Below are 20,023 nucleotides of genomic sequence, written 5' to 3'. Positions count from 1 at the left end.
CCTCATGATTACTATTTATACTCGCACCTCTATCAACATATTCACTTAATACTATTAGTATAAGTAATTATGCGATTTTAGTCAATTAAAATGGTCAATTAGTTCTTTAGCTGCTGCTAATGCTGTTGACGACATACCTCGACCAGACATCATTGAAGCGATTTGCGTAACTCGTTCATCCTCATTAAGTACAGATAATGTTGAAACTGTACGATCATCTTGCTCAATTTTAGCCAAATGGTAATGTTGTTTTGCAATACTTGCTGTTTGAGGTAAATGAGTGATACAGAATACTTGATTTGTCTTAGAGAGATGTAGAATTTTCTCAGCAACCTTTAAAGCTATATCTCCACTGATACCAACATCAATTTCATCAAATACCATTGTTTTGAACGTATCAGTACGGAAGACAGATTTGAAGGCTAGCGCAATACGAGCTAACTCACCACCAGAGGCTACCTTGTGAAGTGGTAACAATTGTTCCCCTTTATTGGCAGAGAATAGTAGTTCAATAGATTTCGCTCCTAAAGGAGATAATCCGTCCCCATCCTCTATATGGAACTGAATCTCCCCTTTTGGCATGCCTAGATCTACTAATTCCTGATGTAGAGCGTTAGCAATGATGTTTGCATTTTTTAGACGTATGTCACGTAAAACTGTTAAAGCTTCTTCTGCTACCTTTTTCGCCTCTTCAAGACGAGCTTCTAATTCGTCTTGGGCAAATACAAGGCCTTCTAGTTCCTCTAAACGAGCTTGTGCCTTTTCTTCGTATGCTAAAATTTCTTCTACAGTTTCACCATATTTTTTCTTTAAGCCGTAAATAGTTGTATCTCTATCTTGGCAATACTTATAGCGTTCTTCGTCATAGCTAATAGTATCTCTATAACGATCTAACGATTGAGCAGCCTCTTCCAGTTGGAAGTAAGCAGAGTCAACCATTTCAGATACTTCTTTCAATTCGCCATCATACTTTACAAGATCATTAACTTCTACCTTAATGGAGTTGATTGTGTCTAGTAATGGTTGGCGACCATTATAAAAGGCATCATAACAAGAACCTAATACCTTATCAATATGTTCAAAACTATCGAGTCGTTTTAATTCCTCTGCAATAGAAACATCTTCACCGATAGTTAGTCCTGCTTCTTCAATCTCATCGATTTGGTATCGCAGCATATCGAGCTCTCGTGCTCGTTCAGACATATTTTCTTGTAAATGATCTACATCTTGTTTGGCTTGCTTATACACTTTATAGGCATCTAAATAGGTCTTGTAAGCCTTTTGTCCCTCTTTATTATAGGTATCCAAATATTCATGATGCGTGTCGGCATCTAATAATAGTTGATTACTATATTGACCATGAATATCAGCTAAATATTGTCCAATTTCTTTTAATGCTTTTAATGGTATAGGTTGATCATTCGCTAAGATGGTAGATTTACCATTGCGGTTAAATGACCGGGAGAGAATTAACTCCCCTTCCTCAACCATAATATTTTTTGATTCTAATAGCTCTTGTATACTTTGGTGATCGGCAATATCAAATATTCCATCTATAACAAAACTATCTTTACCATGACGAATGAACTCGCTGTTTGCGCGTTCTCCTAAAAGGATACTAAAGGCATCCATTAATATGGATTTCCCTGCCCCAGTTTCGCCGGTAAAGATAGTTATGCCATCATTAAATGAAATATTCATTTGCTCAATCAACGCAAAGTTGCGAATGCTCATTTGCGTTAACATCTATTTAGTCCTTCATTAAATCTTGAATTTTCGCCAAAATTGCTGGAACTTCAGCTTCAGATTTTGCAATTAACAAAATTGTATCATCACCAGCTAATGTACCAATAATTTCAGACCATTTTGCATGGTCAATGGAAAATGCTACGGATTGAGCTGAACCAGGAATTGTATGTAATACAACTTGATTCAAGCTATGATCTACCTTAATTAGAGAATCTTGGAATAATCGATTGATTCGACTACGAGATAGAACTACATTTTCTTCTGGAGATAATGCATATCGATAGTGTCCATCGCCTGTAGGAATTTTGATTAACATCAATTCCTTAATATCACGAGAAACAGTAGCTTGCGTTACCTCAATACCTTCTTCTAATAAGGCCGCTGCTAATTCCTCCTGAGTTTCAATCGCCTTGGACTGCACGATTTCTTTAATTTTGTTATAGCGATAGCGTTTCATTTTAAACTCCCTTTTTTAAAACTTGCACATAAAAGAGAATAGTATCTTTCTGCTATTATTATACCATATATTCATAATTAATATATGGTATAAATCGCATATCTCATACTAGTTATGCATATTATATTTATATTTAAAAAAACGTTAACATTCTATAGATTGAGGACGTACAAACACATAGCCTATAGGCTTCATCTATTTATACGAAATTAATAATTTAAAACTAGAATAATATGCATGTATAAATAAAAGCCCCTATAAAGGGGCTTTTACATGTTTCTTATGACTTTTATTCATAATGAATAAAGATATATCTCGTTTTATCGTTTTTGCAATATAAATAACTCAGGTGGATTGTTTATTTGATTCATTGGATGCCAATGACATACATTATACAATTTCTGTTCTAAATCTGTTAAATACGATTTAAGGATCTGCATTTCTTCTAACCCTTCTGTTGTTCCAGGGTAAGCAACAATTGTGATAACTCCAGACTTAGATAATTTTTCTAAACCCTCTTTTATAGCGTCAATTGTTTGATGCGGTTTAGTTATAACTTGATGATCGCCACCCGGTAAATATCCTAGGTTAAAAATCATTAAATCAATTACTTCATCTTTTAACTGATTAGCTAATACACGATCATGGGAGTCATGGATAAATGTTAGGCTCACATCTTCAGCTATATCATTTGACTGTAATAACTCTTGGCTACTATTAATAGCTTTCATTTGAATATCGATGCCATATAAATGACAGCCTTTTTTTGCTCGCTCTGCTAGATATAATAAATCATGGCCATTACCACATGTTGCATCTACTACAACATTAGCGTGCTTCATTACTCGATCCCAGATTAAATGTTGAAACTGAACAGCATTGTTAATGTTAATCACAAAATCACCCCACTTGAGATTTTAGTATTATAACAACTCGTCACGACGAGAGGCTAATTTTTTAAATAATGTACCAAAGAAACATTGATCTTTAAAACGTACGAATAAGCAATATACTGGATTGGAGCTTATATGTAATGTTTCTTTATTGGTAAACGTATAGTCAAATGTACCGTCTATACAGATATGTAATTGAGGCTCTCGTTCTGGCATGGTGATTTGAATTGTATCATGCTCTTCCAATACAAGAGAAACGCCTTGAATAAGATGTGGTGCTACAGGAGTCACAATAATTGATCTATTATCAGGCTTCATAATAGGACCACCTGCAGATAGATTATATCCTGTAGAGCCTGTGGCAGAAGAAATGATCAAGCCATCAGAAGGATACATTTGCGTATGTTGATTATTGATGGACATATTGATACGTGCCATTTTAGCTGGTTCTGCACGGGTAATAACAATTTCATTAATGATAGGTACTAATTCTTCTTCATTACCATTATTTCGGTCAATATATGCATATAAATGTCCACGTTTTTCTATATTATAATCACCATTTGCAATACGTTTAATATGACTTTGCATTTGATGAACTTCAATTTGGTTTAAAAAGCCTAGTTCACCAAGGTTAATACCACAAACAGGTACATTATATGGGTAAATTTGTCGTGCCAAATGGATGATGGTACCATCACCACCAAAACTAAAGGCAATATCAATTTGTTTAAAGATTTCTGGACGACTTAAAATATGAGTTTCAGGAATCTTAAGTACTCGTGCAGGTGCATCTGATTCGAGATCATCTGGCAAAAATACTTCGATACCTTCATCTTTACAAATATGTGCAGCCATTTTTAGAACTGCCATAATATTGCTTTTCCCCATGTTTGGGAAGAATCCGATACGCATAGTAATCTCCTATAATGAATGGGCTTCTGCAACTACTGTATCAATTAATGCATCATCAATAGCTAAAGCCCCTTCTTCGTACTTTTTAAAATAACCTAAAAACTCAATATTACCTTCCATGCCTTTAATTGGTGAGAACGTTAAGCCGTGATTATATAATCCACAATCATGAGCAACGTGTAAGATACGATGTAAAACCTCTTTATGGATTTCCGGGTCGCGCACAATACCACCTTTGCCAACATTTTCTTTGCCAGCTTCAAATTGCGGCTTAATTAAAGCAACCAGAGATCCTGTATCTTTTAACAATGTAGTAGCTACAGGTAATACTTTATCTAAAGAGATAAATGCTACATCTATGGAAATAAAGTCAACCAGTTCACCTAATTGTTCTGGTGTGACAGTGCGAATATTTTGCTTTTCCATATTGATAACACGTGGGTCTTGACGTAACTTCCAAGCTAATTGATTATAGCCTACGTCAATGGCAAAGACTTTAGATGCACCATTTTGTAGGGCGCAATCTGTAAAACCACCTGTGCTAGCACCTATATCAACCATAACAGCATCCTGTAAGTTGATAGGATACGTTTGAATGGCTTTTTCTAACTTTAATCCACCGCGACTAACATAAGGCAACGTATTGCCCTTTACTACAATATTGGCATCTACAGGAATTTTTGTACCTGCTTTATCAATACGCGTAGTATCCATGAAGATTTGGCCAGCCATTATGGCCGCTTTTGCCTTTTCTCTACTTTCAAAAAGTCCTCGGTTAACGAGGAGTATGTCTAAACGTTCTTTACTGCTCATATAACACCATTATAAATATAATAAAATTGAATACATGCAACAAGAATACCGAGGATTAATCCTCCAAATACCTCTATTGGTGTATGTCCTAATAATTCTTTTAAGGCCTCTTTACGAGTAATGACAACAGGTATGTTTTTCTTTGTAAAATAATCTACAATTTGGTTTAGAATTTGAGCTTGTCGCCCAGCTTCTAATCGCACGCCTGATGCATCATACATGACTACAATAGAGAATACTAAGGATAGGATAAAGAGATCAGAAGCTCCATTTTTCAGATATATGGCTGTAGTTGTAGCGATTACAAAGGATGTATGCGAACTAGGGAAACCACCAGATCCGACTAATCGTTCTGGACGAAATTTACCATGCCGAACTAGTTGCCATACGAATTTGATAGCCTGAGCAGTAAACCAACCCCAAAATGCGGCTTGCGCTATGTAGTTGTGTGCTATTTGTGGTAATATATCAATCATTATTTATACCTTCTTCAGGTCGTAACAATTAATTAGTACGTTCTAAAAGATAATTAATTAGTGCAGCTAGTATAGATGTATCATAAGAAACAGAGTTTAAAGCATCATGAGCCTGTTTTCCAACTAAAGAAGCTTGGTTTTTAGCCTCCTCTAAACCTAGTAAGGATACATAGGTAGATTTATGTTGGCGAATATCACTGCCAGGAGTTTTTCCTAATTCTTCAATTGTACCAGTTACATCTAGAATATCATCAGTAATTTGGAATAACAATCCTAAACAATTTGCATATTCCATAAGTGCTGTTCTTGTAGCTGTATCTGCATTGCCTAAAATGAGCCCTAATTCTACAGATGCATTAAATAAAGCCCCAGTTTTTCCTCGGTGTAAAACCTTTAACTCCTCAAGTGGTATATGTTTATCTTCACTAAGCATATCGAAGGCTTGACCTCCGACCATACCTTCAGGACCTGCTGCAGTAGCTACGCATTGGATGGCCTCAATTTTTTGTTGAGGTGTAGCAGATGTATTAGTAGTCATTAGCTGAAAAGCATATGTCAATAATCCATCACCTGCTAGAATAGCCATACCCTCACCATAAACTTTATGATTTGTTAAATTGCCTCTACGATAATCATCATTATCCATAGCTGGTAAATCATCATGTACTAAGGAATATGTATGGATGCACTCCATAGCACATAGAAATTCCTTATAATCAGCTGGATCCTTATGAAGCATTTCTAACACAGCTTTAGATAAGATTGGTCGGATTCGTTTGCCACCTTGCATTAAGCTATAATTCATGGATTCATAAAGAGGTTTAAATTCTTGATTTGGGCTACTTAATACCTCACCTAACCATTGTTCAATATGTTGTTTGCTAGACGCTAAATAGTCTTTGAACATAGAATCTCCTTATTCGCTGATGCGGACTTCTTCGATAATTTGTTGGACTTCATCTTCCACAGAATCGAGCATTTCTGCACATTCTTTTACTAATGTTAAGCCCTTCTTATATTGCGTTAAAAGTTCAGAGATAGTCATATCACCATCGTCTAATTGTTTAACAATATCCTCTAAGGCTTTATATTTTTTCTCATAACTTTTTAGTGATGCGGCCATCTTTGTGCGCCTCCTTTACCGTAGCAGTAACATACCCATCAGCAAGTGTAACTCGTATATCATCCTTTGGATGTAATTGCGTAACAGACGTTATAGGTTTATCCTTATGTTCAACCTTTGCAAATCCTTTTACCATCATTTGTAATGGATTTAGAGACTCTAATTGTTGAGATAACAATGCTAGACTATGTTTCTCTGTATTGCATCGTTCTTTTGTGGCATTGGTTAAAGATTGTGAAAGCTCTTGTAAATGTGTTTTTTGTTTATGTAGAAATTGTAGAGCTGGAATGCCTAATCTACGATTAAAGAGCAATGTTAAATCGGTACGTTTCTGTTGTAATGTAGACCGTATAAACTCATGTAGATACTCTTCTTTTTCTGACAATTGATCTTGTAATGTCGTTATAGGAAGCACTGCCATTTCTGCAGCATGACTAGGTGTTGCCCCACGAGCATCTGCAACATAATCACATAAGGTATAATCTGTTTCATGACCTACTGCTGAAATAATTGGCGTATTAGCATTATAAATGGCCTCTACAACAGATCTATCATTGAAACACCATAGATCTTCCATAGATCCACCACCACGACCAACGATGATAACATCTACATCGGGATCAGCATCGGCAGCAGCAATACCTCTTGCAATAACAGGTCCCACAGTATTGCCTTGGACAGGAACGGAGAATAATTTAAATTGCACTAGTGAGTTACGTCTCTCACTGACATGTAAAATATCATGTAATACAGCACCAGATTGAGATGTAACAATGCCTATGCAACTTGCCATGTACGGAAGACTTTGTTTGTGACTGTCATCAAAGTATCCTAGCGCCGTTAACTCTCGTTTTAACGCATCAAATTCGAGCTGTAATGGGCTTTTAGAACCTATTTGCATATCTGATGCAATAAGATTTAAACGGCCCATTTTATTGTAAAAATTAACAGATGCTTTTACAGTCACTAATAAACCATTCTGAATGGCATTAGCTAGGCCCTTTTGCATAACGGTACTAGACCACATGGTAACAGCAATAGCAGATTCTTCGTCTTTTAACGAGAAATACATGTGACCACTACTATGACGCTTTGCGTTAATAATAGTACCGCTTACATAGACATTCTTAAGGAGATATTCACGGTCTAAGGTGCGCTTTATAAGATTGTTTAATTGTGTAATGGTTAATACATTCACGATTATCCTCTAGTTTCTTGTAAAAAAGCAGCGCCAAAAGCATTGCCAGTGGCATTATCAACAGAAAATTGTGGCTGTGCTACATGTAATGTAAGATGATTACGTCTACAATAATGCTCCATACGTTGACGAAGTAAGCTATTGCTCATTACACCACCAACGGCAATCAATGTTCGAACCGGTTTATTTGGTAAATGATAGGTAATCATTTTTTCTAATGCATTTCCTATGGATGTGAACACAGCTCTCGCCAAATTAGACTTTTCTACATCATTCATAGAATCACTTATACGTCGCATAGCCGCACTACATGGGCCAGCAAAGCTAATCCAACCATCTTTTACAGAAGATGGCAACGGATCATATTCTGTAGTTTGTAATGCTAATGCTTCTAGATGTTTCCCTGCAGGAAATGGCAAGCCCATAGCAACACCAATACGATCTACATATTGTCCACCTTGTAAATCCTTAGAGCCCCCGATAATATGAGAATCAAATATACCTTCATCTTTATAATGACAATACACGAGCTCTGTAGTACCCCCTGATAAATGAAGTGCTAAGAATGGTTCACTTGGAATTGTTTTTAATTCTCGTAGGGCTGCTAAAATATGATTTTCTTGGTGTGCGAAAACGTGTAGCGGTACATTCATCAAATGATTAAGAGTCTGTCCGTATCCTAGCCCAACCATAAAAGCAGGCATATAGGAATTTTCCTCACGTCTAGGAAATCCGCTAACACCAATACCACTGATTGGTAGTTGTGGCAATTCAGATATCAACTTAGGCAATGCCTTTGTATGTTGAAAGACCATATTTGATTGTTGTAGTCCTCGCTCACCTTGTTTGACCTCTAAGATTTTACGAGCTTCACCAACTATGTGAAAGTCACTATCTATAATGGCACAACTTGTAGTGTAGCAACTAGTATCAATGCCCAAGTAATATCGTTTCATTATTTACTCTTATTATATGCATCTAGAATTGCGTTAATTAATTTATAGGAAGAATCAGAACCAAAGTCTTTAGCTAACTGAATAGCTTCGTTGATAGCTATAGATGGTTCCAAAGGGTCAGCTTCATTTGTCATTTCCCATAGAGCAATACGTAAAATAGCACGGTCAACTTTATCCAAGTTTTCAACTTTACGTGATTTACAAAATGGTTGTAATGTGGCATCGATTGTTTCAGAAGCGGATAATACACCATTTATAATGCTATTAGCATAGGCCTTATCCATCGATTTATGCATGTGCCCTTCTGGAAACTGCACATCATTTTGATCAGCATGAAATTCATTAGCATATAACATTTGAAATGCGTATTGACGTGCTTCACGTCGATTTCGCTTAATTACCATGTAGAGTTGGCTCCTTTTCTTTAACAATACCTTCAATATGGACATCGACCTTAACATGGTCAAGATCAAGCATATTTTTTAAGGTTTGTTTGATTTCTAACTGCAATTGTTTGGATAATTCAATTAGATTGTACCCATACAATGCTTTAATATAAATATTGATTTCAATAAAGCCTTTACGATGTTTAACATTGATACCTGGTAAACTGCGTTGACCAAAGGCATGTGTAATTCCCTCTACTAATTCATCGTAAAAGCGAGGGCTTAAAGAATGAATACCTGGAATCGTAGCCAATGTTTTTGTTGCTACATCAATGATGACAGAGTCTGCAATATCTATGGTATCCATATCTAATCCGTAGTTTAATTGATTGTCTGAACTCATATAGATACCCTCCTAAGGCTGTGATGGTGTTACTAAATCATCAAATACAATGTCTTGTACCACTACATCAATGGTTTGTACTTCAATTTCTGTATAAGAAACTAAAGCTGTTTTTATACGTTCTTGTAAACGTAAGGCCACATCCGGAATACGATATCCATATTGAATACACACATATAATGTAACGGAAATAGCTCCTTCATCATTAAATGATATTTTTACACCTTCATGATCAGATTTACGTCTAAAGAAGGTATTAACACCATCATTAAAGGTGGAGCTCATATGATGTATACCCTTTGTCTCAAGTGCTGCCATGGTGACAATCGTAGCATATACATCTTCACTAATCTTAATTTTACCCGACTCTAGTTCAGTATTTTTCTTGGTCATACTGGCCTCTTTCAAAAAAAGCACTTGTCCCTATATATAATTACATAGACGACAAGTGCTTACAGTGCAAATGTTAGGATATATGGGGAATAAGATTCCATGAAAAGATCTTGCCCCAATACATATCAATACGTATTAGGCACGTTCGATGTATTGACCTGTACGAGTATCAATACGAAGTACATCATCTACTTCAATGAAGAGAGGTACTTTTACAGTGTAGCCTGTTTCCAATACAGCTGGTTTATTACCACCTGTTGCAGTATCGCCACGGATACCAGGATCTGTTTCAACTACGCGAAGTTCAACAGCTACAGGTAAATCGATACCGATTACGATACCTTGGAAGAACATGATGGATACTTCCATATTTTCAAGAAGGAAGTTTTTAGCATCACCTAATTGTTCAAGGTTAAGTTCAACTTGATCATATGTTTCGTTATCCATGAATGTGTAGGAGCCATCAGACTCGTACAAATATTGCATACGACGACGATCAACATGTGCTTTAGGCACTTTTTCACCTGCATTGAAAGTACGCTCTACTACAGAACCAGTTTGCAAATTTTTCATTTTAGTACGTACGAATGCAGCACCTTTACCTGGTTTAACGTGTTGGAAATCAACTACTTGCCATACATTACCGTCGATTTCAACGGTTACACCTGGACGAAAATCATTACTGGAAATCATCTAACTCTTCTCCTTCTAAACACCTATTTCAATTAACTCTTTTGGACTATGTGTCAACACCTCATAGCCGTCAGATTTGACGATGACACTATCCTCTATTCTCAATCCGATAGTACCTGTAATATAAATACCAGGCTCTACCGTAATGATCATATTTTCTGTAAATACCGTATCGGATTTAGTATTCGCTACTGGTTCTTCGTGAATCTCAAGACCTACGCCATGACCAGTGCCATGATTAAATTCCTTGGTATATCCATGTTCTTTAATATAATCACGACATACTGCATCAAGTTCTTTGCCAGTTATACCAGCTCGAACTGCAGCTACGCCACGTTTTTGTGCTTCTAAAACTATACTATATAACTTCTTTTGTAATTCAGAGGCAGGCCCCATTACAATAGTTCTAGTCATATCGGAATGATAACCCTTATATACGGCACCAAAGTCAAAGGTAACAAAATCACCTGCTTCGATGACCTTATCGCTAGCTACACCATGAGGCATACTAGACCGATTACCAGAAGCTACAATGGTTGCAAAGGAGGGTTCCTCAGAACCACGTTTTAACATTTCTGATTCTAATATGATGCGTGCTTCATTTTCAGTCATGCCTACCTTTAATTGTGGTAGCAATGCGGCGAAAGCTTCATCACCTATGTTAGCTGCTTTACGCAATAATTCCAATTCATCTTCACGCTTAACTGCTCGTAGTTTAGCAAAGTTGATAGATGTAAAATTAAAGCGTTCATCTAATGTATCACATAAGGTTTCATATGTATCAACAGGCATTTGTTTGCCTTCAATACCAAATAAACCTTCGTGAATATGATGTTCATTGAATATGTCTACAAGAGTATCCATAACAGAGGATTCATATTGAATGACTGTATACCCTTCACATTGTTTTGTAGCTTGCTCAGTATATCTGAAATCGGTAATCATAAAGGCTTTATCTTGTGTAATGATAGCAAAGCCTGTTGTACCAGTAAAACCAGCAAAATAATGTAAATTTATAGGGCTCATCAAAATGACGCCTGTTAATTCTTGCTCTTTAATATACTGTTGTAGCAGATTTAAACCATTCATAATCATGCTCCTAGTCTATAAAGTACAATTAATCTTACCATAAAATACCTATATTGAATAGAATTTTATGCTATTTTTTGAAAGCCTCTATATCATCTGGGCTTAAGTCCTGTACAGAACCAACCTCTTCAATACCGGTTAAATCTATATGACCTATGGTTAGACGCTTTAAATAGGTAACAGTGCCGCCTGCAGCGCCAATCATACGTTTTACTTGATGATATTTGCCTTCTTCAATTGTAATATGTACAGATTTGGGAGATAAAACATCAATTAAAGCGGGCTTACAATGGGTTCCATCGCCTAGGACGATACCCTCCTTAATACGTTGAATGCCTTCTTCGGTTAACTCACCTTCGAATTCTACGTAATAAACCTTCGGTACATGCTTATTGCCATTGATAATAGAATGTCCCCAAACACCATCATTGGTCAGTAAAAGTAGGCCTTCAGTATCTTTGTCTAATCTTCCCACAGGGACCACGCCCATTTTTATATATTCAGGGGGCAATAAATCCATTACGACAGGATGACTGGCATCCTCTACAGCAGTAACATAGCCTTTAGGCTTATGAAATTTAACATAGTAATGTTGTTTGGTATTAACGATTTGACCATCAACTGTAATTTCATCAGACTCAATATCGACATGAACATCTTTCTTTCTTGCTACTTCACCATTAATGGTAACTCTCTGATCCTTTATGAGTTGATGTACCTCTTTTCGACTACCATAGGCTTTATTAGCTAATAATTTATCGAGTCGCATTATACATGTCCTTGTAGTAACTCAACATGAGCCGTATCATTGAGCAAATTCAAAATATTATGATCATATTCGCCCATACCATTATAGAAAATACGGTTAATAGCAGTATTACCTTGGCTAAAATTCCAACAATGACTAATAGAAATATCTAATAATTTACATAATAATGTTCGAATAGTTCCACCGTGACATGCAACTAAAAGCGTTTCCTCTTCATCATTTTCATTAAGAAATTCTTCAAGACCTGCCCATGCTCGATCTTGTAAATCTTTAAAGCTTTCTCCGTTTGGAACTTTGACAAGATGTGGTCTCAAATACATCTCATCAATTAGGCCCGGCCAGCGTGCTTCGATATCTGAGAATAGCATAGCTTCCCAGTCACCAAAATTAAGCTCTCGTAATCGTTGATCCACTGTAATAGGTGTAGTGCGATTACCTCTAATAGTTTCAGCTGTAACCAAAGCACGGCTTAAATCACTGGATAATATACGGTCAAAGGTAATATCTTTAAGAGCTTCACCACAGGCTTTAGCTTGATTTAAACCGTTTTCATTTAGAGGAACATCTGTAATGCCTTGATATTTCCCCATTTTATTCCAATCAGTTTCGCCATGGCGCACAATATATAATGTCTTCATAATTTTCCTATACTTTCAAAATATCTGTTAGCTTCTCTACTAATTTGATATTAGTATCATAATCTTTAATAGCAATGCGTACCCATTGATTATTGAGACCTACATAAGAGTCACAATTACGTACAATCATGTTATCTTTCTTTAGATTTTCATTAATCGTATTAGCTATAATACCTTCACGATTTACTTTGAACAAGATAAAATTGGCGGACGGTGGATATACGGTAATCCCTTCTATTGCATCTAATGCATTATACATAAAGGCTCTTTCCTCATTTAATTCTTGCTTTGTTCTTTTTATATAATCAACATCATTCAAAGCAGCCTCTGTATAAGCTTGGGCTAATGTATTTACAGACCAACTAGGAATATATTGATGTAAGTGACTAATTAATTTTTCGTTACCAAAAGCAGCACCAATTCTGAGGCCTGGTACAGCGTAAAACTTCGTGAAAGAATGAACTACGATGATATTATCGAATTCATTAATCAAAGAACGCATAGATTGGTCATTATCACGTAATGGATCATTGCCAACAAAGTCAATGAAGGACTCATCTATAACTAGTAAACTATTGGCATCTTTTAACATGCTCGCTACAGTTCGAATGTGTGCTTTATCAAGCATTGTTCCATCCGGGTTGTTAGGATTACCTAAAAATACAATAATGCGACCATCTTGACCTTTAAGCTCAGCAGCAAATGTTTCTAATGCTAAATAAGGTACTTCAAAATAAGGTTTTCCATTATCATCTTCACGAGGGCGATAGAAAATATCGCGTACAGGAATATTACTAGCTTCAAGAGCTTCTTTATACTCAGAAAAACCAGGCGCTGGTACAAAAGCACCAGTATATCCAGGTAAACGACAAATGGCATACAATAACTCAGCTGCGCCATTACCAACTATAATTTGATTCTTATCCATCCCATATGTATCAGCAATAGCATTTAACACATCATCATTTGTAGCATCTGGATAATGAGAAATATAACGTAATTGATTATTTAATGCATCCAATCCACGTTGACTAGGACCAAGAGGATTAATATTAGCGCTAAAATCAATTACCTCATATGGTTCAATTCGTTGTTCATGGGCAAACTGAAATATATTGCCCCCATGTATCTTAGACATTTGATTCTCTTTCTATTAAATATATTATCGTTTGATATAGGTCAATCCTTCGTTTGTTGTTTCTACAGTATCCACATAGGATAACTGTGGTAATTTACGCATAATCTCTTGTTTACAATCATCGATTCGCCCATAATCTACTGGAAATAAAAGGCCCATAATGGTCCCACTATGAGCTATGATTGTACCAACACTATTGTAGTAATTACCAATATCATGAAAATCATATAAATTCGGTTTATACAATATACGTTGATTACCAAAGGCACTTAATGTAGCTGCTTGACCTATTAAATTTATATCATGTGTATTTAATCCCCGTTTGAATAGATCAAGTGACTCTTCTATGATTGATTCTTTTTCTAAAATCTTAGTTTGTAAATCTACTTGTTGATTAAAAGAGACTGTATCTATACTACCACCCTCATCAAATACAAGGATTTTCAATGGAGGACACATCCCCAGTGGTTGAGAAATAGTGCCTTTTATATAATCAAACTGAGTAACACCTTGATAAAATGAAGCATCTGTAGGCTCTACAGATAAGCAAATTTGCTCTAATTCCTTTAGTGATAGATCATAATTCATGGCTAATGCTGTTGCCATAGCCGTCACAGAAATATCCGCAGAACTTGAGGCCATCCCCTTACCCTGTATGATGTCAGAACGTACATATACAGGTGGACAAGCTTGGTTTTTATTATTTTTTTGTAATAATCGCTGTACTAATTCTCTTGCCTTCGCAGACTTAGGCTGTAATGCACAATAGTGCTGTGAAAACGGATGTGTTACATTACTTAATGCGTAGGAGTATCGATTAATAGGACAAGTCACTAAGAATGACTGACCATTAATAGAACCTTGTAGAAATTCCCCACATGTACCTGGGGCTCGTACATAATAGGTCACATTGAACTCCTTTCACATTAAATAAAAACAATAACTATAACAAGCCATTAGGCAGAACGATATTAAAACATAGTCGTATTGGATGCGACAGAAGCAGATAATATGGACAAGATAATGATATATACAAAGAGTAATAATACCTCTGTAACCTCTACAACAAATCCATATGTGTCACCAGTAGTACCACCAAGTTGATTAACAATATAACGATTAAGCAAACGATTGATAATATAGGTAATTATCATGCTTACAATATTGATTTGGAAAATACCTAATGTAGCATAGACTAATACACCTAGTCCTACAACATATCCAACATCAGCTACAGAGAAGATAGAATATGCGCCATATAAAAGGGTATACAAAATCGTACCGATTATTAATATAACAATAGGCATAAAGAACGTTGAAATTGTATTGTACGTAATAACATGCTTTGGAGCTAAGTTAGCAAAGGCAGCACCCATTCCCTCTTTTCTCGCATACGGATAAGATCTGATACTCAATACAAGGGACCAACGGCTCATTAATGGCATCATAATCAATGCCATAGGAATAAATTCCGCTGTAGGAATGGCCGTTAATAATTGCCATTTTAAAAGTGTAACAAATACAAAAGCAACAACACCAAAAGAGCCTATACGGCTATCTTTCATAATTTCCAGCTTACGTTCCCGTTCACGTCCTGAAAATAGACCATCACTTGTATCCATTAAACCATCTGCATGGAGACCACCAGTAATCAAGAATTCCGCTATAACGATGATTAACATCAACGGAACCAACGGAATAAACGGTGATAATATTCCATATAGTAATGCTAAAATAAGACCGATGATCAACCCTACATAAGGAAAGGCTACAACAGATTTACCAAAATCCTCTACAGACCATTCTGTTTGATTAACGATCTTTAAACGTGTTAAAAACTGTAATGCTATGAAAAAAGGTGTCATTATACATTCATCCCATAAGTAATGACTGTACTAATAATAACCATTAGTATAGTCGTAAAATACATCATATAAATTGTGCGTGTAATATGGTTGCGATTTAATTTTTCAATAGGATCCCCCATGTATTCACGGAAGGTCATTTTCTTGAAATATTGATTGTAACCACCTAAACGAATATGTAAAGCCCCTGCAACTGGTGCTTCTGCATAGCCGCCATTAGGACTTGGATGCTTATTAGCGTCACGTAAGCCAATTTGGAGAGCTTTCTTTGCGTCAAAGCGTAAAAAGAATGCAGAAATAATTAATAATATAAAGGTAATTCGTGCAGGAATCCAGTTAAGTACATCATCAAAGCGGGCAGCTACACGACCAAAGTACATATACTTTTGATTTTTATAGCCCAGCATAGAGTCCATAGTATTGGCAGTTCTATATAGAATTGCCCCCATTGGACCGCCGATGATGAAGAAAAATAAAGGCGCAATAATGCCATCTACTGTATTTTCTGCAATGGTCTCTACAGTAGCTCGTGTAATTTCGCTTTCATCTAATTCTTCTGTATCGCGCCCTACAATCCAAGATAATCGCTTGCGAGCTTCTTCAATATTATCTTGCTTAATTAATTGGCTAATAGTAAAACCAGCACCAGCTAGTGAGCGTGGAGATATAGCAATGTAAAGAATAATTACTTCAAGAGCGTATTCTACCCATTCATCAACTACGCCACCAAGCCAAAGAATCAAAGACACTATAATATATACAGAAACAAGGATTAAACCTACTGCAATACCGCCGTACCATAGTTTTTTTGTATCATTATCAGTATCTTTATATAGAACTGCCTCGAAAAAGGATATAATACGGCCAATTATAGCCACAGGATGGTATTTACTATTGGGATCTCCAATAAGCAAATCCAATATAAATGCTAAGATTGGAATACATACAAAGCTATACTTTGTAAACCAATGTAAAATTGTTAAATGTTCCATATATCTCCCCTACTAACCCAAGGTAGACATAATATAATCCATATCTAAGTGTTCTTCTACAATATCAGCTAATCGATTGTAAGCTGCATTTTTGTGATCAAAATAATGGAATACTACATCTAATGGTTCTAACCCCTTACGTTCGCGTAACTGATTGATAATAAAGCGTCTAAATTCATCATTATCAAATACACCGTGAATATATGTCCCCATTACTTGATGATTGCCATCGATAAAGCCATCAATTACATTGACCGCCTCTTCACTGCGGCTCGTAATAGTGAAACAACGGCTCACGGTATCTACTAATGGCGTAGTATCCCCCATATGAATCTCATAGCCTACTAACTTTTCACCTGTAAATGTACCATTTAAAAACTGAAGGTTAGATACATTAAATTCTACTTGGTGTGTAGTTTTTTGATCCTTCATTGTGGTGGAGGAATCCACTAAACCAAGACCTTCAACTTCTTCAATATCACCTTCCATATGATGCGGATCATATATTGTTTTACCTAACATTTGATTGCCACCACATACACCGATAACAGGTGTGCCTTGTTCAGCAAGCTGCTTTATTTCATCAGCAAAGCCAGAATTACGAAGATATGTTAGGTCTGCTAGTGTATTTTTAGAACCAGGTAAAATGATTAAGTCCGGCTTACCAATAACATCTCCAGGGCCTACAAAACGAACAGATACATCTGGTTCATAATTTAATGCATCAAAGTCGGTAAAGTTAGAAATTTTAGGTGTTTGCATAACTACTACTTGAATCTCTTTTGCACCACTGTTGCGTTTATTTTCTAATGCCACAGAGTCCTCTTCATCGATATCAAGGTTTTCAATGGCAGGGATAACACCTACTACCTTTTTACCTGTTTTTTCTTCGATGAATGTGAGTGCAGGTTCTAATAATTTAATATCACCACGGAATTTATTTATAACAATACCTTTAATAAGATCTCGTTCTTCTGGTTCTAATAATTCCAAAGTACCAACGATAGATGCAATAGCACCACCACGGTCGATATCAGCAATGAGATATACAGGAGCTTGCGTCATCTTAGCAATGCGCATATTTACGATATCATTAGCTTTGAGATTAACTTCTGCAGGACTACCGGCACCTTCTATAACCATCATATCAAAGTTGAAATCCAAGAAGTCGATAGATTCTTTTACTTTATCAAGGGCTGTTAAAGAATATTTTGTATGGTATTCCTTAGCGCTATAGACGCCAACTGGCTTACCCATTAATACAACTTGAGAGGATTGATTACCTGTAGGTTTTAATAAAACAGGGTTCATTTGAACAATTGGATCTATGCCTGCAGCCTCAGCTTGTGCTACTTGAGCACGACCAATTTCATCTCCCCATTTAGTGACATACGAATTGAGGGCCATATTTTGAGCTTTAAAAGGAACGGTTTTAAAACCTTTTCTGTAGAAGATGCGGCATAAAGCAGTACATAAAATACTTTTACCTACATTGGAACTTGTTCCTTGGAACATAATTTTCTTAGCCATTTATATGAACCTCCTGGGATTTTAATTCAATGGTAACACCACTAATCGTTAAGTATAATTTATCAGCTACAGTTGCGACCGTCCGATTAACGCGACCTGCAATATCTCTAAAATATCTAGCTAGCTTATTATCTGGTACAATACCAAGACCAATTTCATTAGTTACAAAAATAACTGTTTTCCCATCACTTGATGCAATTAAATTTAGTAATGATTCTAATTCTGAAAGTACAGCCTCTTCCAAGTCATTAGCATCTTGTTGCCCTTGTATAGAACCATGTGCCATCATGTGATTCGTAGTAAACATAGTTAAACAATCTATAAGAATTACATCAGCAGATTGGCTAATATTTTGCCACTCTTTAGCTAGATATAATGGCACTTCAAAATTTGTCCATATCGCACCACGTCGTTCTTGGTGTTTTTTTATGCGATCAACCATTTCTTCATCAAACGCTTGTCCTGTTGCTACATAAGCTTTACGACCCTCCGTAGAAAGTGCTAAACGTTCTGCAAATTCACTTTTTCCACTGCGTGCTCCACCGGAACACAATATAATTTGGGATTTCATAATGCACCTATACAAGAATTTATAATTTCAGTATCATTATAAGTATAACAAAGGAGCGATACTATGGAAATTATGAATATGAAACTTAAAATGATGGCTACTTTATGGGATAATACCTATCGTGTTGCCATCGACGATGGACAAGGCAAGTATATCGGTACAGCCCGTGTAGTAGTAAATGTTCCACTACCACCAGAAGCGTTACCAGAAAATGCGCCACAAGTAGAGCCACAATTATTGGTTTTAGTAGAAGATTTTGATTTCGGAGCTGATAAAATTATAAACTTTGAAACAACTCTTTCTGATTTGTTAAGAGAAAAATTCCGCTATGAAATTCCTCATATTTTCTTCTACTATCCAAGTCCTCATGATGTGTTAAATCAAACAATTTCACAATAAGGTCTATAACGAGCAAAAAGCTATGTAAAATACATAGCTTTTTTTGGTTTATTCAGCTCCAATTTCCTCTTCTACACGACACATGATAAAGCAAAGGTCGGATAGACGGTTTAAATATTTTAAATTAGATTCGTGAACACTTTCACCAGCATCTAATACACGCCATAAATCACGTTCAGCACGACGAGTTATCGTTCTAGCCACATGTAAGTATGCTGAAGATTGTTTCTCACCTGGAATTACGAAATTAGATAAAGGTTCAAGCTTTTCATCAAAGCGATCAATCACCTTTTCTAAATGTTTAACATGTTGTTCTGTAATTACTGGTGCAACATTTAAGCTAGCAATATCGGCCATTAAAGTCCATAAGTTGCGCTCAATATCATATAATTCAGTAGCAACACGTGGATTTTCAGCATAGGAACGAGCCAAGCCTAAAAATGCTTGTAATTCATCGATTGTACCATAAGCTTCTACGCGTAAAGAGGATTTAGGTACTCGTTCACCAGTATATAAACCAGTTGTACCAGCATCACCTGTTTTTGTGTAAACACTACTTGCCATATGTATTACCTCC

Annotated in this window: 25 protein-coding genes; 1 reads left to right on the top strand and 24 read right to left on the bottom strand. The window is 36.1% G+C overall.

The features are described from left to right. Positions 1–81: 81 nt before the first annotated feature. The 23 genes from recN to cobU all read right to left on the bottom strand — a co-directional run bounded on the left by recN (position 82) and on the right by cobU (position 19,047). Positions 82–1,746 (bottom strand): DNA repair protein RecN, encoded by a 1,665-nt coding sequence (gene recN, locus QZR70_RS01705; protein WP_295792647.1) that lies wholly within the window; start codon positions 1,744–1,746, stop codon positions 82–84. A gap of 4 nt (positions 1,747–1,750) precedes the next feature. After that, entirely contained in the window at positions 1,751–2,206 is a 456-nt protein-coding gene (gene argR, locus QZR70_RS01700; RefSeq protein WP_024065706.1) for an arginine repressor, read from the bottom strand. Between the two features lie 320 nt (positions 2,207–2,526). Then, the gene (locus tag QZR70_RS01695; RefSeq protein ID WP_295792646.1) at positions 2,527–3,102 is read right to left on the bottom strand and encodes a class I SAM-dependent methyltransferase; all 576 of its coding nucleotides are present in this window, start codon (positions 3,100–3,102) and stop codon (positions 2,527–2,529) included. A 27-nt stretch (positions 3,103–3,129) separates the two neighbouring features. Beyond that, positions 3,130–4,014, bottom strand: a complete 885-nt coding sequence (locus QZR70_RS01690) for an NAD(+)/NADH kinase (RefSeq protein WP_105085621.1) — start codon at positions 4,012–4,014, stop codon at positions 3,130–3,132. Between the two features lie 9 nt (positions 4,015–4,023). Further along, complete coding sequence (locus tag QZR70_RS01685) at positions 4,024–4,827, bottom strand: TlyA family RNA methyltransferase (protein WP_295792644.1); 804 nt, start codon at positions 4,825–4,827, stop codon at positions 4,024–4,026. Next, positions 4,824–5,303: a divergent PAP2 family protein gene (locus tag QZR70_RS01680; protein WP_005386630.1), complete on the bottom strand. Its 480-nt coding sequence runs from the start codon at positions 5,301–5,303 to the stop codon at positions 4,824–4,826. Before QZR70_RS01680 ends, QZR70_RS01685 begins: the two co-directional genes overlap by 4 nt. Before the next feature lie 28 nt (positions 5,304–5,331). Then, positions 5,332–6,210 carry a polyprenyl synthetase family protein gene (locus QZR70_RS01675; protein WP_295792642.1) on the bottom strand — a complete coding sequence of 293 codons (879 nt, stop codon included), beginning with the start codon at positions 6,208–6,210 and terminating at the stop codon, positions 5,332–5,334. Between the two features lie 9 nt (positions 6,211–6,219). Continuing rightward, the gene (gene xseB, locus QZR70_RS01670; protein ID WP_005386632.1) at positions 6,220–6,426 is read right to left on the bottom strand and encodes an exodeoxyribonuclease VII small subunit; all 207 of its coding nucleotides are present in this window, start codon (positions 6,424–6,426) and stop codon (positions 6,220–6,222) included. Beyond that, positions 6,401–7,624 (bottom strand): exodeoxyribonuclease VII large subunit, encoded by a 1,224-nt coding sequence (gene xseA, locus QZR70_RS01665; protein ID WP_295792641.1) that lies wholly within the window; start codon positions 7,622–7,624, stop codon positions 6,401–6,403. Before xseA ends, xseB begins: the two co-directional genes overlap by 26 nt. 2 nt (positions 7,625–7,626) lie before the next feature. Beyond that, the gene (locus QZR70_RS01660) at positions 7,627–8,580 is read right to left on the bottom strand and encodes a metallohydrolase (RefSeq protein WP_295792639.1); all 954 of its coding nucleotides are present in this window, start codon (positions 8,578–8,580) and stop codon (positions 7,627–7,629) included. Next, positions 8,580–8,984 (bottom strand): transcription antitermination factor NusB, encoded by a 405-nt coding sequence (nusB, locus tag QZR70_RS01655; protein ID WP_295792636.1) that lies wholly within the window; start codon positions 8,982–8,984, stop codon positions 8,580–8,582. Before nusB ends, QZR70_RS01660 begins: the two co-directional genes overlap by 1 nt. Beyond that, entirely contained in the window at positions 8,974–9,369 is a 396-nt protein-coding gene (locus QZR70_RS01650) for an Asp23/Gls24 family envelope stress response protein (RefSeq protein WP_005386640.1), read from the bottom strand. Before QZR70_RS01650 ends, nusB begins: the two co-directional genes overlap by 11 nt. A gap of 12 nt (positions 9,370–9,381) precedes the next feature. Further along, positions 9,382–9,762, bottom strand: a complete 381-nt coding sequence (locus QZR70_RS01645) for an Asp23/Gls24 family envelope stress response protein (protein WP_039969203.1) — start codon at positions 9,760–9,762, stop codon at positions 9,382–9,384. 135 nt (positions 9,763–9,897) lie between these two features. After that, positions 9,898–10,455 carry an elongation factor P gene (efp, locus tag QZR70_RS01640; protein WP_005386642.1) on the bottom strand — a complete coding sequence of 186 codons (558 nt, stop codon included), beginning with the start codon at positions 10,453–10,455 and terminating at the stop codon, positions 9,898–9,900. Positions 10,456–10,470: 15 nt separating this feature from the next. After that, complete coding sequence (locus tag QZR70_RS01635; RefSeq protein WP_295792634.1) at positions 10,471–11,544, bottom strand: Xaa-Pro peptidase family protein; 1,074 nt, start codon at positions 11,542–11,544, stop codon at positions 10,471–10,473. A 70-nt stretch (positions 11,545–11,614) separates the two neighbouring features. After that, positions 11,615–12,313, bottom strand: coding sequence for a pseudouridine synthase (locus QZR70_RS01630; protein WP_295792632.1), 699 nt, complete (start codon positions 12,311–12,313; stop codon positions 11,615–11,617). Next, positions 12,313–12,951 carry an alpha-ribazole phosphatase gene (gene cobC, locus QZR70_RS01625; protein ID WP_295792630.1) on the bottom strand — a complete coding sequence of 213 codons (639 nt, stop codon included), beginning with the start codon at positions 12,949–12,951 and terminating at the stop codon, positions 12,313–12,315. Before cobC ends, QZR70_RS01630 begins: the two co-directional genes overlap by 1 nt. A gap of 7 nt (positions 12,952–12,958) precedes the next feature. Then, positions 12,959–14,089, bottom strand: coding sequence for a histidinol-phosphate transaminase (locus QZR70_RS01620; RefSeq protein ID WP_295792628.1), 1,131 nt, complete (start codon positions 14,087–14,089; stop codon positions 12,959–12,961). A 24-nt stretch (positions 14,090–14,113) separates the two neighbouring features. Continuing rightward, entirely contained in the window at positions 14,114–14,998 is an 885-nt protein-coding gene (locus QZR70_RS01615; RefSeq protein WP_005386659.1) for a GHMP kinase, read from the bottom strand. 62 nt (positions 14,999–15,060) lie between these two features. Continuing rightward, entirely contained in the window at positions 15,061–15,954 is an 894-nt protein-coding gene (gene cobS, locus QZR70_RS01610) for an adenosylcobinamide-GDP ribazoletransferase (protein WP_295792625.1), read from the bottom strand. Then, entirely contained in the window at positions 15,954–16,946 is a 993-nt protein-coding gene (gene cbiB, locus QZR70_RS01605; RefSeq protein ID WP_295792623.1) for an adenosylcobinamide-phosphate synthase CbiB, read from the bottom strand. Before cbiB ends, cobS begins: the two co-directional genes overlap by 1 nt. Positions 16,947–16,958: 12 nt before the next feature. Next, positions 16,959–18,476, bottom strand: coding sequence for a cobyric acid synthase (locus QZR70_RS01600; RefSeq protein ID WP_295792621.1), 1,518 nt, complete (start codon positions 18,474–18,476; stop codon positions 16,959–16,961). Continuing rightward, a complete protein-coding gene (gene cobU, locus QZR70_RS01595; protein WP_295792619.1) occupies positions 18,469–19,047 on the bottom strand; it encodes a bifunctional adenosylcobinamide kinase/adenosylcobinamide-phosphate guanylyltransferase in 579 nt (192 codons plus the stop codon). The genes QZR70_RS01600 and cobU overlap by 8 nt, the downstream gene beginning before the upstream one ends. Positions 19,048–19,110: 63 nt before the next feature. Between cobU and QZR70_RS01590 the strand changes: the two genes are divergently transcribed. Beyond that, positions 19,111–19,446, top strand: a complete 336-nt coding sequence (locus tag QZR70_RS01590) for a hypothetical protein (protein WP_005386666.1) — start codon at positions 19,111–19,113, stop codon at positions 19,444–19,446. A gap of 48 nt (positions 19,447–19,494) precedes the next feature. Here the strand turns inward: QZR70_RS01590 and QZR70_RS01585 are convergent, their stop codons facing one another. Continuing rightward, a complete protein-coding gene (locus QZR70_RS01585; RefSeq protein ID WP_295792616.1) occupies positions 19,495–20,010 on the bottom strand; it encodes a cob(I)yrinic acid a,c-diamide adenosyltransferase in 516 nt (171 codons plus the stop codon). Between the last annotated feature and the right edge of the window lie 13 nt (positions 20,011–20,023).

Origin of the sequence: uncultured Veillonella sp., from assembly GCF_900545205.1 — a bacterium.
In the GTDB taxonomy this organism is placed as follows: domain Bacteria; phylum Bacillota; class Negativicutes; order Veillonellales; family Veillonellaceae; genus Veillonella.
This window is presented reverse-complemented; position numbering and strand designations above follow the sequence as displayed.